The sequence below is a fragment of the Bacillus sp. AK124 genome (assembly GCF_053903085.1).
The window spans coordinates 3,319,845-3,333,094 of the sequence record NZ_CP096378.1; the positions used below are offsets into that span (position 1 = coordinate 3,319,845).

Annotated in this window: 15 protein-coding genes and 1 riboswitch; of the genes, 3 read left to right on the top strand and 12 right to left on the bottom strand. The window is 45.2% G+C overall.

What is annotated here, in order from left to right:
- Positions 1-12: 12 nt before the first annotated feature.
- The 5 genes from M1E06_RS16745 to M1E06_RS16765 form a co-directional block, all read right to left on the bottom strand.
- The gene (locus M1E06_RS16745; protein ID WP_011197680.1) at positions 13-297 is read right to left on the bottom strand and encodes a hypothetical protein; all 285 of its coding nucleotides are present in this window, start codon (positions 295-297) and stop codon (positions 13-15) included.
- Positions 294-1,202, bottom strand: a complete 909-nt coding sequence (locus M1E06_RS16750; RefSeq protein ID WP_020450665.1) for a PqqD family protein — start codon at positions 1,200-1,202, stop codon at positions 294-296. The genes M1E06_RS16745 and M1E06_RS16750 overlap by 4 nt, the downstream gene beginning before the upstream one ends.
- Positions 1,192-2,661, bottom strand: a complete 1,470-nt coding sequence (locus tag M1E06_RS16755; RefSeq protein ID WP_080736660.1) for a hypothetical protein — start codon at positions 2,659-2,661, stop codon at positions 1,192-1,194. Before M1E06_RS16755 ends, M1E06_RS16750 begins: the two co-directional genes overlap by 11 nt.
- Positions 2,627-3,373 (bottom strand): ABC transporter ATP-binding protein, encoded by a 747-nt coding sequence (locus M1E06_RS16760; protein WP_020450663.1) that lies wholly within the window; start codon positions 3,371-3,373, stop codon positions 2,627-2,629. Before M1E06_RS16760 ends, M1E06_RS16755 begins: the two co-directional genes overlap by 35 nt.
- 106 nt (positions 3,374-3,479) lie before the next feature.
- Positions 3,480-3,692 carry a hypothetical protein gene (locus M1E06_RS16765; RefSeq protein ID WP_020450662.1) on the bottom strand — a complete coding sequence of 71 codons (213 nt, stop codon included), beginning with the start codon at positions 3,690-3,692 and terminating at the stop codon, positions 3,480-3,482.
- Between the two features lie 549 nt (positions 3,693-4,241).
- On the opposite strand from M1E06_RS16765, the gene M1E06_RS16770 reads away from it, so the two are divergent.
- On the top strand, positions 4,242-4,448 hold the full coding sequence (locus tag M1E06_RS16770) for a helix-turn-helix transcriptional regulator (protein ID WP_035339153.1): 207 nt from the start codon (positions 4,242-4,244) through the stop codon (positions 4,446-4,448).
- On the top strand, positions 4,445-4,903 hold the full coding sequence (locus tag M1E06_RS16775; RefSeq protein WP_025811868.1) for a hypothetical protein: 459 nt from the start codon (positions 4,445-4,447) through the stop codon (positions 4,901-4,903). The genes M1E06_RS16770 and M1E06_RS16775 overlap by 4 nt, the downstream gene beginning before the upstream one ends.
- 30 nt (positions 4,904-4,933) lie before the next feature.
- On the opposite strand, the gene ssuD is transcribed toward M1E06_RS16775, so the two are convergent.
- From ssuD to M1E06_RS16810, 7 genes are all read right to left on the bottom strand, one after another.
- A complete protein-coding gene (ssuD, locus tag M1E06_RS16780) occupies positions 4,934-6,064 on the bottom strand; it encodes an FMNH2-dependent alkanesulfonate monooxygenase (protein ID WP_020450658.1) in 1,131 nt (376 codons plus the stop codon).
- A gap of 13 nt (positions 6,065-6,077) precedes the next feature.
- Positions 6,078-6,914: an ABC transporter permease gene (locus M1E06_RS16785; RefSeq protein WP_035339155.1), complete on the bottom strand. Its 837-nt coding sequence runs from the start codon at positions 6,912-6,914 to the stop codon at positions 6,078-6,080.
- Positions 6,911-7,870, bottom strand: a complete 960-nt coding sequence (locus M1E06_RS16790) for an aliphatic sulfonate ABC transporter substrate-binding protein (protein ID WP_456270558.1) — start codon at positions 7,868-7,870, stop codon at positions 6,911-6,913. Before M1E06_RS16790 ends, M1E06_RS16785 begins: the two co-directional genes overlap by 4 nt.
- A gap of 41 nt (positions 7,871-7,911) precedes the next feature.
- A complete protein-coding gene (locus M1E06_RS16795; protein WP_025811874.1) occupies positions 7,912-8,679 on the bottom strand; it encodes an ABC transporter ATP-binding protein in 768 nt (255 codons plus the stop codon).
- Between the two features lie 201 nt (positions 8,680-8,880).
- The gene (gene thiC, locus M1E06_RS16800) at positions 8,881-10,656 is read right to left on the bottom strand and encodes a phosphomethylpyrimidine synthase ThiC (protein WP_035339446.1); all 1,776 of its coding nucleotides are present in this window, start codon (positions 10,654-10,656) and stop codon (positions 8,881-8,883) included.
- Positions 10,657-10,804: 148 nt separating this feature from the next.
- Positions 10,805-10,913, bottom strand: a riboswitch (TPP riboswitch).
- A gap of 94 nt (positions 10,914-11,007) precedes the next feature.
- The gene (gene aroD / locus M1E06_RS16805; protein ID WP_025811878.1) at positions 11,008-11,772 is read right to left on the bottom strand and encodes a type I 3-dehydroquinate dehydratase; all 765 of its coding nucleotides are present in this window, start codon (positions 11,770-11,772) and stop codon (positions 11,008-11,010) included.
- A gap of 127 nt (positions 11,773-11,899) precedes the next feature.
- Positions 11,900-12,469, bottom strand: a complete 570-nt coding sequence (locus M1E06_RS16810; RefSeq protein ID WP_035339157.1) for a TetR/AcrR family transcriptional regulator — start codon at positions 12,467-12,469, stop codon at positions 11,900-11,902.
- Positions 12,470-12,578: 109 nt separating this feature from the next.
- Here M1E06_RS16810 and M1E06_RS16815 point away from each other — a divergent pair, with 109 nt between their 5' ends.
- Positions 12,579-13,094 carry an HXXEE domain-containing protein gene (locus M1E06_RS16815; RefSeq protein WP_025811881.1) on the top strand — a complete coding sequence of 172 codons (516 nt, stop codon included), beginning with the start codon at positions 12,579-12,581 and terminating at the stop codon, positions 13,092-13,094.
- The last annotated feature ends 156 nt before the right edge of the window (positions 13,095-13,250 follow it).

The following is a 13,250-nucleotide window of genomic DNA, read 5'->3' on the forward strand; positions in this document are numbered from 1 at the left end:
TAGCAAGCTCTTTTAAGATTCACCCTTTTTTTTCTGATAAATTGATGAAATCGCGGCCGTTATAATAAAAATGCCGATAAACAGCCCGATCATAATGAAGAAAAAGTTGGGCTTCACCTGGAATGAAAAAGCCGATTCGCTCTCCATGACAAACGACAAACTGTTAAACAGGATATCGTTGCTCGTTTGATTTGAAAAAAGATGATAAAACAAAAGCGCAGCCGCAAGCATCGGAAATGCGAGAAAGCTTGAGAAACTGGCAAAGATTAGTCCCTGCTTTAAAGAGTTTGTATTCATGATGATTTACCTCCAATTCCTCTGATCATCAGCTGTTTCATAATCGACTTTCCGTCACCCATAAACGGAAGCAGATACATCATATGCAGAGCATAAGTGGAAAAGAACAGAAGCATGCCGACCGAGACCGCGTTTTCCTGAAGAAAAAAGATCGTAAACAGCACGCCGGCTATTCCGAGCGCCCCTGGTATAAGCGGCCCCAACGCCGTAATCCAAATCGACTTTTTATCATACGGCGATATGACAGGCCTGATAAATTTGACGGACATCATATCAGCCGCTAAAAACCCTTGAGGCCCGTTTTTTCCGACAAATTTCCGGTGCGCGATGCCGTGCACCACTTCATGAAGTGCTGTGCCGGTGATCAACCCGAAATAGATGACGGAAAAATAAGCGGCAATGCTGATGATTGAACCGTCCGGAACGAAAATGTAAGCCGAAAGCGACAGCATCAAAAAGACGAGCCAGAAAACAATAATTTTCTTAGAAATCACATGAAGAAATTTCATGTACAAAAACAGAAATGAATCAGAATCGCTTGAAAACCTTTCCTTGTAGCGAATATGGTACTGGCCGAAAAACTGATAGAGAAAACCGAGGAAAGACGGGCGTTCACCGTACTTCCAATTGATTAAATAGTTGCGGTTGAGCCCTGTCAGCAATTGGTGCAAATCCTTTAGCAACACCTCTTCACTGACGCGAAAGACGCCGGCCAGATCCCCGGCTATCTCCAGTTCGTCTTTTTTTCCGTCGACTTCTTTCAGCATTTGATAGGCTGTCGGATTGATGGGAAAATCCGCATCGAGATCGCGATCTGAAATATGCTTCCGATCCAGCTTCACATGCTCTGGAAAATAGGGAATTTTTTTGATTCCGACCAGCGCTTTCAACATCCTAATGATCATAATGGTACCTCCATTTAAACCCTCCGTATAACAGCAGGATCAGCAGTAATTCGAGACACGGTATGAGAAACAGCAGCGCTTCGCCCGTGACTTTATCGACCGCATAATTCACGATGAAAAACAGCGGAATCATAAAGATGAGGAGCATTCCGAAAGAGAAGATCCCCATATAAGGGTTGTTGCGGTCAAGCGGAAAAATAATGCCCGCTAAATAGAACATCGCAATTGCGTTTAATAGCACGGCAATCGTCTTTACAAAGACCGCAAAGCTCTCAGGAAAAGTCCACGTCAACACGGAAAACAAGCAGAGTTGAATGAGGCCAAGCACACACAGCCCGAGATACTTTGACCACAAAACCGTTGTTATTTTCAAGTGCATCGCCTTGTACACCTGCATCATCCGCAGATCATTCCCATATGAATTGAAGGCGATGATGCCCGTCACGCCTCCAAGCACCAAATAGCTCTCCCCGGTAAATCCGAACTGAAATTTGTATTTTAAAAAGCATAGAGCCAAAAGTAAAAAAATGAAGTTTAAAATATTTTCTTCATTTCTGGCCTGTGATTTTATTTCTTTCACCGCCAAAGACAGCGGTTTTGACGACGGGATTTTAATAAATGAAAACAGTTTGGATGATTTTTTTTCAGTGAGGATCGGCACAACATTCAGCGACATAAACGAAGCAGTTACTGCGGCTGCCAAGATCAGCACCACCAGTATAATTCCGGCGCCTGCCGGCTGACCGTTCAGCACGAGAAACAGCGGCGCTGCAAAATATGTCAGATTATAATCAAAGGTTGAATAAGCGTTCTGAATCTTCCCCAGATCAAAAGAGGTGAATCCGTAAATAACAGCTAATACGACAAGAACAAACATTGAAAAAAATTTTTGCAGCGGAAAACCGAATTTCAAGATCACCATATACACCAGGTTATAAACAAGGTTGAGAAGCGAAAAGAAAAAAATGATCTGCACAAAAAGCAGGGCAAAAAACGTAAAAGCAAACCAAAAGCCTACACCGCTGGCGACAAAATTCGGAATCAGCAGAATAGACATGATAAACAGGACAAGGAATGAAACCGCGCCGGCAAACGGAATAAAATATCCGAGACTCCTCTCGAAAGCCGTCAGCGGGAACCAGCTCAGCTGCATGGAGAAGCTGTTCTGTTCAGGCGTCCTTACTTTAAATAAAATGAAGAAAACAAACGTAAAAATCGAGACGTTCATGAACATTGAAATCACGAACAACCCGAGTGAGCGAATTTCTCCATTCAGAAAAGCGCTTAAAAACATCCCCGTAAAGCTGTAGCCAATGATGCTCCCCATCGCAATCGCCAAAATTAAAAAAAGGGCGGCGATCATTTTTTTGGTGCCGGTATTTAAGAGCTTGCCCATTTCCTTCTGCCACATTTTCAGCATCATTTTAGAAATTTCGAATGATTTGATCAAAATGCGCACCCCTATCACTCAGCATCGAAGCTTTCAAGAACACTTCTTCAAGCGAATTACAGCTGTATTTAACCTTTAATTCTTTGACTTTTCCTTCATCCATCTTGACGCCTTTGGAAATAATCGCAATCTTATCGCACAATTCTTCCGCAGAAAGCATGTCATGAGTCGCAAGCAGTATCGATCCTTGTGTGGCCGCATAGCGCTTCATCAGCTTTTTCGTATTGATGACCGCTTCAATATCAAGCCCGCGAAACGGCTCATCCATGATGACAAATTCGCTCTCCAGCATAAAAGCAGCGATCAGCTGCGTCTTTTTTTTCATTCCGTGTGAGTACGTTTCAATCGGCTCCTGCAAAGCCTCTTTCATATCGAAAAGCTCAATTAATTGTCTCCGCTTTTCATTTGATGTACAATTATACATAGAAGAAACAAAATCCAAATATTCGGCAGCTGAAAGGGCATCCGGCAAAAGCAGTTCATCGGGAACATACGCCAGCTTTTGCTTGAATTCCGCCGTCGTGTTCTGCAGGTCATCCAAAAGAATGGTTCCTTCACTAGGCGTAATGATTCCTAAAATGGAATTAATAATCGACGTCTTTCCTGAACCGTTCGGACCCGCTATCGCGACAATCTGGTTTTTTTCAATCTTTATATGAAACCCGCTAACGGCAGTCACATTGTTTTTATATGTTTTAGATAGGTTATCTATAATAAACATAATGCCTCCAGGGTATGATTAATGTCAGGAAGACTTAACCGCCCCCCACAGACGGTTAAGCCTCATCAAATATGTCTCTTGTTGTGAACAGATACTTTAAGTATGGCTATTTCCTACATTCAATGTTGACTTTCAAACCGCTGACCCATTGGACGGATCCTGTGAAGCTGCCGTTTCCGTTAACTACACACCATACAGCGGCGCCAAGAACAACAGTTGCGCCAAGTGCCAAAAGCACTGCAACAAACACCAAGAACCAAGCCTGATCTTCGATCGACGGATTGACAGAATAGTCAACCTGAGGTGCTGCGTATGTCATTTTTCCCCCTCCTTTCTATCAAGTAACCAAAGAGTAACATATCCAAAATCATACTGAAATCTATGAAATTTCCTATTTCATAAACACTACGTTCCAACTATTTATTTAAGGATCTCGCGGTTTTTCAATCTAATGGCCCACGCTTTTCGGCTTGGAAGAGAAGATGAAAGCCCCGTTTCCACTTTATGATGTCTTTATAATCTTTTTGTCTTATTTCTCCTCCTTCTTTCTCTCTCATTTTTTCTTTTTATAAATCTCGTGTCTTTCAAGGATGTTAAGGAAAAAGAACCAGCTAATAAGACCCTCCTTCTCCTGAAATCCGAACCCCAAAATACCCTCAAAGTCCCTTTTTTCAAAAAGTGAGATAATTCTATTTTCTCTATTCCATTTCTGTTAATTTTATGTATAAATTTAAATGTTACAGTTAATAACCTGCCGATCCTAGATCAAAAGATGTTGATTACATTGTAAAATCAAGTTAACATTATGTCAAACCCATTTAACAATATGTCAAATATACTATATAAACGAAGAATTGCAGGTGGTAGGATGAACAACAGGGTTAGAGAATTGAGAGCAAGGTACGGGTATTCACAGGAAGCCCTTGCAAACGCGATCGGAGTTACAAGGCAGACAGTTGCGGCCATTGAAAAAGGCAATTACATCCCGTCGCTTCTTTTGGCTTTGAAAATTTGCGATGAATTTCAATTAAAAATGGAAGACGTATTTTGGTTAGAGGGAGGCAAACACGAATGAATATGATCACACGGACTTTCTTTCACATCCTTCTGTTCGGACTCGCATGCTGGACGTTTATAACCTTTTTTCACACATCGGAACAAATCGCCAAAAGCTTGAAAACAAACGCTTCAGAGCTCCATTTTGTTTTTAACCTGATTCCCATCCTTCTCTTTGGGCTCGCGCTTTCGATTTACACATACTTGGAGAAAAAAAGCGGTTCACGCAAGCAGCGCTTTATGCTCGTTCCTGACGAATTTAAAGAACAGGATGAAAGAGAACAGATGATTACTGCAAAAGCATGCAGAACATCTTATATCGTGCTGTATGTGGCGATGCCAGTCGCAGCGCTTCTATTGATCTTTTACCCGTTTTTCCAAGCCAGGATCCCGTATTTCCCGATCATCGTCATCTTTGTGCTGATCATTATTCAGCATCTTTCGTATATGTTTTCATTTTATAAAAACAGATAAAAAACTCCAGAATGTCTGGAGTTTTTTTATTTAAATCGTTTTTTCCTTTTGCCTCGTCGGAAAATGGTCATTTCCGATGACTTCGCCAGACGCTTTTCTTTGAAGTTTCGGGCGAAACGGAAGGAGCGGAAAGACCTTTTCGGCAAAATGATACGCTTCTTCAAGATGAGGATAACCTGAGAAGATAAAGGATTCGATGCCGAGATCAGCATATTCTTTTATCCGGCAGGCCACCGTTTCCGGATCACCGACGAGCGCTGTCCCCGCTCCGCCTCTGACCAGTCCGATGCCCGCCCAAAGATTCGGGCTGATCTCAAGATTGGTTCTGTTTCCCTGATGAAGCTGAACCATCCTCTTTTGCCCTGATGAATCCGTCCGTTTCATCGCGTTTTGGGCTGCGGCAATCGTTTCATCATCCAAGTGGCTGATCAGTCTATTTGCCGCCTGCCACGCCTCTTGTTCCGTTTCTCTGACGATTACGTGCAGTCTAATTCCAAAACGGACGTTCCTCCCTTCTTTTTCAGCCTGTCTTTTGACAGATTGGATTTTTTCTTTAACGAGATGGGGCGGCTCTCCCCATGTTAAATAGACATCCGCGTGTTTGGCGGCAGTCTCCTGCCCGGCCTTTGACGAGCCCCCAAAATAGATCGGCGGATGAGGGTGTTGGGCGGGCGGAAAGAGTAAGCGGCCGTTTTCGGTCTTCAAGTGTTTCCCCGAATAGCTGACAGTCTCGCCTTTTAAAAGCGACCGCCATATGTCGAGAAACTCATTTGTCGCTTCATACCGTTCATCATGGCTGATAAACAGGCCGTCGCCGGCTAATTCATACGGATCACCGCCGGCGACCACATTGATGAGGAGTCTGCCCTCTGCAAGCCGGTCGAATGTGGAAGCCATCCGCGCCGCAACCGACGGCTGCATCAAACCGGGTCTTACAGCGACTAAAAACTTCAGATTTTTCGTGACTGACGCCAGAGCGGCGGCGGTAATCCACGGATCTTCGCACGATCTTCCCGTCGGCAAAAGAACCCCTGTATACCCAAGCCGGTCAGCCGCTTGCGCTACCTGCTGAAAATAGGTGTGATCTGCGGCTCTGCCTCCCGTGTCTGTGCCGAGATAACGTCCGTCCCCATGAGTAGGAATAAACCATAAAATGTCCAAAAAGATCTCCCCTTTACTTTTGATTACCTTGATAGCTATTTCTCCAGCCAAGGCACTTTTTCTCCAGAATTCTGACGAATGAATCCGTCAGCTTGCCGACGGCTGCGAAAATCAAAATTCCGACAAACACCTTATCGGTTTGTGAAAACTGTCTGGCATCCATAATCATATAGCCGACTCCCGCGCTTGATCCCATCAGTTCGGCAACAACAAGGCCCAGCCACGAAACACCGAGCGACAGGCGGATGCCTAAGAGGATGTTCGGAAGCGATGCGGGAAGAATCAGCTTAGTCACCTGCTTCAGCCAATGGAACTCCAATACTCTCGCCACATCGAACAGTTTCGAATCGACGCCCCTGATTCCTGAAAATGTGTTGATATATACCGGGAAGAAGGCGCCGAGCGCGATCAAGAGCACCTTTGACAGTTCGTCGAAACCGAACCATAAGATAAACAGCGGCGTGACGGCGAGATGCGGAACGGTTCTCAGCATTTGCAGAGAGGGATCGAGATAATCCTCGGCGATTTTTGAAAAGCCGATTACAAGCCCCAGCAGGACCCCGAGTCCGGCTCCCAGGAAAAAGCCGAGCGCGGCGCGCTGAATGCTGATGCCTAAATGAGTGAAAAGCTCTCCTGATACGATGAGATCCCGAAATGTAAGCAATATATCTAAAGGAGCCGGAAGCACGGTTTTTGATATGAGCTCAAATGACCCGACAAGCTGCCATAATAAAATCAATATCACGGGTAATACAATTCCCTTCCCCCATGCCAGCCGGAAAGCGGCCGGTCTCAGTTTTGCGCCTGCTTTCGGCTGGATCGAGGGGGTGCTTGATGAAACAGCCCTCATCTGTCATCTCCTCCTTTCAGCGCTTTTTTAATAAATGAATTGTCAACCACTTCTTTTACATCAATCTCTTTGTTAATCGCTTTTAATTTAAATTGAAAATCGGCAGTCTCCTGCTGCGTTTCAATAATGCGGTCTGTGATCGGCTCATTTAACGGTTCGGTGTTATTCAGCACGTTTTCAACGACCTTTTTGTCGAGATTTTTAATTTTCGCATACGCTTCAACCGCTTCTTTCTTATGGTTTTTATGCCATTTCACGGCCTTGTCATACACCTTCAGAAAACGGATCACCTCATCCGGATACTTCTCGGCAAATTCGCTTCGTACAAGCGTAAAACCCGGGGAATACTTGTCGATTTGTTCCCCGTCAACCAATATTGCCGCGTCACTTTTGATCGTTTTAAGGGACAAAAACGGCTCCCAAATCGACCATGCATCAATCGCGCCGCTGTCAAATGCCGGTATGGCTTCGTCAGGCTGAAGCTGAATGATGTTGACGTCTGTTGGCTCCAGACCTGCTTTATCGATCACTTTATACAGAAAATCGAACCCGCTGCTGCCTTTTGCCACCGCCACCTTCTTTCCTTTCAAATCTTTTATGTCATCGATGCCGTTCACAAGAATGCCGTTCGCCTTTAAACCGTCTTGCGAAAGACCGATTTCTTTAAAATCAATGCCAGCCGCCTGCCCTGCGATCACCGGTGAATTTCCAACCTGGGAAAAATCAAGTTTACCTGCGGCAAGACCTTCAAACTGCGGCGGACCGCTTTGAAACTCTGTCCATTTCACTTTAATCCCTTCTTTTGCGAACTCTTTTTCAAACCAGCCTTTTTCTTTCGCAAGGAGCAACGGGCTTAAGCTTTGCTGCACTCCGATGTTGATCTCTTTTAAATCTCCGCCCCCTCCGCTTGATTGGGCTGCTGAACAGCCCGCAAGAAGCATCAGGCAGCCCAGCATATACAACGGCCATTTTTTCACGTTTTTCCGCTCCTTTCTGCTCAAATCCCTGAACCTTCCTGAAAGCTGAATGTTTCCGTTGTCTCGAATTCTTTCAGCACTTTTTGTCTGATTGATTGAAAAACGGGCGATGTTCTGCTGCGCGGAAATGGCAGATCGACCGGAATCAGCTTGTGGATTCTCCCCGGCTTTGCGGTAAGAATCGCGACCCGGTTGGCTAAATAAACCGATTCGTCAATATCGTGCGTCACGAGGATCATCGTCATCTTCTTTTCTCGCCAAATGTCTGTCAGAACATCCTGGAGATGCTTTCTCGTAAAGGCGTCCAAGGCGCCGAAGGGTTCATCAAGCAGCAAAATCTCAGGCTCCCTGAGCAAAGCCCTGGCAATCGCGACCCGCTGCGACATACCTCCGGACAGCTCGCGTGGATACTGTTTCTCCGCGCCTTTCAGCCGCACCGTTTCAATCAATTCATCGACTTTTTTTCGCACCGCCGGTTCTTTCAGGCTTAAATCTGCGGCGATATTTTGCTCGACCGTCAGCCATGGAAAAAGCCGATGCTCCTGAAAGATGAAACCTTGCTGAATCCCCGGGCCCTTGATTTCTCTTCCGTTCATGCTGATTCGCCCTTCATAATTCCCGTCAAGACCGGCAGCGATTTTTAAGAGCGTGCTTTTCCCGCATCCGCTTGGACCGATGACAGTCAGAAATTCGCCGTTTTCGACCGTCAGTTTCACGTCTTGAAGCACGCTTGTTTTAAGGCTGCCGTTTCCAAATGCTTTTTCTTTTACACGAATTGATAAAGACATCTTGTTCCCCTTTCTTTTCTAAACTGAAAATAAAAAACTCTTATCCCAATTGAGATAAGAGCCTTCGGTTGACCGATCAGCGCTGATGGAATTTTCCGAAATATTAAACAACATACTAATTCATATTATTCCGACCTGTCAACCCCATATTATAAAAAAACAGATGAAAGGTTCCCCTTTCATCTGCAGTATTGCCCGTTTTTAACTGTAAATGCTGCCGCCTGCTTTTTTAAATTCCTTCGCCTTCTCTTCCAATCCTTTTTGAATAGCCTTTTGTTCATCAAGGTCGTTTTCCTTGGCATAGTCGCGAATATCCTGGGAAATTCTCATACTGCAAAATTTAGGCCCGCACATTGAACAAAAGTGTGCCGTTTTGGCGCCTTCCGCCGGAAGGGTTTCATCATGGTATTCAAGCGCTCTTTCCGGATCGAGCGACAAATTGAACTGGTCCCGCCAGCGGAATTCAAAGCGCGCCTTGGAAAGCGCGTCATCGCGGATTTGCGCGCCGGGGTGCCCTTTGGCAAGGTCAGCCGCATGGGCCGCGATTTTGTATGTTATGACGCCTTCGCGGACATCGTCTTTGTTCGGCAGTCCCAAATGCTCCTTCGGCGTCACATAGCAAAGCATGGCCGTGCCGTACCAGCCGATCATCGCCGCTCCGATTGCCGATGTAATATGATCGTAGCCCGGTGCAATATCGGTCGTCAGCGGGCCGAGCGTGTAAAACGGCGCCTCTTTGCAAATTTCCATCTGCTTGTCGACATTCTCTTTAATTTTATGCATCGGCACGTGTCCCGGTCCTTCGATCATCACTTGAACATCATGCTTCCAGGCGATTTCCGTCAGCTCGCCGAGCGTCTCCAATTCGGCAAATTGGGCCTCATCATTCGCATCCGCAATCGAGCCGGGCCGAAGGCCGTCCCCGAGCGAAAATGCGATATCGTATGTTTTCATAATCTCGCAAATCTCTTCAAAATGAGTGTACAGAAAGCTTTCCTCATGATGAGCCAAACACCATTGCGCCATAATTGCCCCGCCGCGGGATACGACTCCAGTGACGCGCTTTGCCGTCAGCGGCACATACCGAAGAAGGACGCCGGCATGAATCGTAAAATAATCAACGCCTTGCTCAGCCTGCTCGATTAATGTATCGCGGTAAATCTCCCAAGTGAGATCTTCCGCGACGCCGTTTACTTTTTCAAGCGCCTGATAAATTGGCACAGTCCCTACAGGAACTGGACAATTGCGGATGATCCACTCCCTCGTTGTATGAATATCTTTACCTGTGGACAAGTCCATCATCGTATCGGCGCCCCAGCGGATGGCCCATGTCATTTTTTCTACTTCTTCTTCAATCGAAGAGGTGACAGCGGAATTGCCGATGTTGGCATTGATTTTCACGTGGAAGTTGCGGCCGATAATCATCGGTTCGCTTTCCGGATGGTTGATATTTGACGGAATAATCGCCCGTCCGCTTGCCACTTCATCACGAACAAATTCGGGAGATACATGCTCTCGGATCGCGATAAATTCCATCTCGGGCGTAATGATCCCCTTTCTTGCATAATGCAGCTGGGTGACATTTTGACTTTTTTTTGCGCGCAGCGGTTTTCGTTTCAACCCTGGATAGCTGTTGCTCGCTTTCTCTTTGCTTTTATAGCCGTTATCCTCCGGTCTGATTTCTCTGCCTTCATATTCTTCGGTATCGCCGCGCTCCCTGATCCAGGTCGCCCGCAAAGGTTTCAGCCCCTTAAGAATATCAACCTCTGCATTCGCGTCCGTATAGGGACCGCTCGTGTCGTAGACGCGGACAGGCTGATTTTCTTCGGCGCCAAATGAACCCGTCGTCGGACTTAGCGAAATTTCTCTCATCGGCACTTGAATGTCAGGTCGCGCCCCTTCGACATACACTTTGCGGCTCCCTGAAAAACTTGACATAATCGAGATGTTTTTTTGCTGTACTGACTCCTGTTTCATGTAAAAATCCTTCCCCTCTAAAAAATTGATCAGGACGAAACTCCGGAACAGCACCAGCACAAAAAAACCAGGCTCATATGATGAACCTGGTTTTACAGTCAGTAAAATCACTGGAAGACAGACGGACCATACCCATTCTCCATCTTCTCCCGAATCCTTTTTACTTCCCCACGCTGGTACGAACCAGATCAGGTCCAAAGGGTTAAGAAACACATGTTTCTCTCTCAGCCCGCAGTCGGGCACCCCTAGTAAAGCTATTCAATTCATTTTTTATCGTAACACACCGATTTGGCAAGTGAAAAGGATGGAAAAATATATGAATCTTTTTCACTATAGCGGCACACCCAATTATTATAAATTGCGATGAAGCACATCAAGTATATGTTTCAAATCCGTCGCCTCAATTTGGCCAGGTGCGGATGCTTTTTTCGCTGCGCCGAACGTCACGGCCGAGCCAAATACCTCTCCGGCGAGCCGGCTGATCAAGCCTTTTCCGGCCATCGACATCGTGATAATCGGCCGCTTCGCATACCGCTCATGCATCATATGAGTCGCCTCAAGCAACACCAGCACATCTGCCGGTGTTTCAGGCATCACCGCGATCTTAGGGAAATCGGCGCCAAGATCCTGGGCTTTTCGGAGACGGGAAACGATCTCTTCCGCTCTCGGCGTCTTCCCGAAATCGTGGTTGGATATAATGACAAAGACATGCTGCATATGAGCCGATTGAACTAGTTTTTCCACATGATGCTCTTCATTGAACAGCTCGACATCAATCACATCTGCCAGCCCTGTTTTGACTACGGCATGATTCAAGGAAAAGTAAAATTCCTTACTGACTTCTTTTTCGCCGCCTTCCTCCGCGCTGCGAAATGTAAATATCAACGGGATATCCTTTAAGATCTCCCGGATGTCAGCCAATACCTTTTTCACTTTGTCAACGTCTTCGACATCCTCAAAAAAATCCGCCCGCCATTCGGCAAGATCCGGATTAATCGATAGAAGAAAAGCAGCTTCTTCTTTCAATTGTTCATGCGTTTTTCCGATGAGCGGCACGCAAATTTTCGGGGCTCCTTCTCCGATGGCCACCCCTCTGATCTTCACCGTATTCAACAACGGCCTCACTCCTGTTCTCTATATTACAAGGGTCTTTGCATTAACGGTACCGAAGATTGGCCGTAAGCACAAGCAGAAATTAAGAAAGAAGGCTAAACACTTAAAGCACTTATATACCAACATGAGATCACCTTTCGATAGCTTGCTTGTTTAAAAATGAATCTACTATTCCTTGCAGAATATGACTCATTTCTTCAGGAGTTTCCTTCCGGCCTCTCTCAAACCATTTTGAAAGGATGTTCCAAAAGCCCCCTGCGCTGAATGAAAGCCCGTACTCCAAGTCGATTTTGCTTTTAAAATGAAAGGTTTCTTCTTTAAATTTTTTATGAAGATCCGGTAGAAGTTCATTATATTTCTCAACAATCAAATAAAACAAATGGTTCTGATGAAGGGCTTGTAAAAAATCGGCATGTCGGCTCCAAAAGTTGAAGTATGCATGTCCAAGACTGGATAAGTCAATATGTTTTTCCTGAACAATGTAATTGGAATACTCACTGCAAAGCTGCTCAAAATAGCGGTCTAATATATCTTTTTTTGAATGGAAATGCCGATAAAATGTTCTTCTGTCAAGCTGCGCTTTTTCCGCTATCTCTGTAATGGTGATGTCTGAAAAGCTTTTTTCCTTCATAAGCTCCAACAATGATAGCGTCAGCCAGCTTTTAGATTGCTGAGCTGTTTTTGAGGGCATTTGCTTCATATTCTCTCTCCTGTCGCGCTTTTTATGGCAATGTAGCACTTTTCGTTGGCTCATTGACTTTGTTCTCTATGAAATGTCACAATTGTGGCACACAAGAGGGGGAATGTAAATGGAAAACATGCAATTTATGGCTTGGATGCTGCCGATATTATTTATACTGCATGATTTTGAAGAGATGGTGATGGTCGAGGCATGGGGCAAAAGATATCGAAGCAAACTGAAACAACTGAAAAAAGCTCCATTCGGACATGCCAAAACCGCTTCTTTTGTTTGCGCTGTGCTCGAAGAATTTATACTAGCTGTTGGTGTAACTGTTCTCAGTATTTATTTTAATCAATATATTATCTGGTTTGGTTTCTTTTTTGCTTTTACTGTTCATTTCCTTGTTCACATCGTCCTATGGTTCAGATTTAAACATTATGTACCCGGCATATTAACGTCGATCTTTATGCTGCCATTTTGTTGCTATCTGCTGACCGCTGCCGCAGAGATAGAAAAATTCAGTTTTCCTGCAATGATCTTATCAGCCCTATCCGGAACACTTATCGTCTTTTTTAACCTTAAGTTTCTGCATAAAAAAATGGGGAGGATTCAAGAAAGGCTGGAAGCATATGGCCGCATATGAAAAGCAGGCACTTACGGAAGCTTCCGGCCCTTTGACTAGAAGCAAAGCAAACGATGAAGACCCGTCAGACACGAAAAAACTGCCCTTCAAAAGAAAGGCAGCATGATCTAAAATCATGGCACTGCTAACGATGGTTCAATGTTCGTTCCAAAGCTT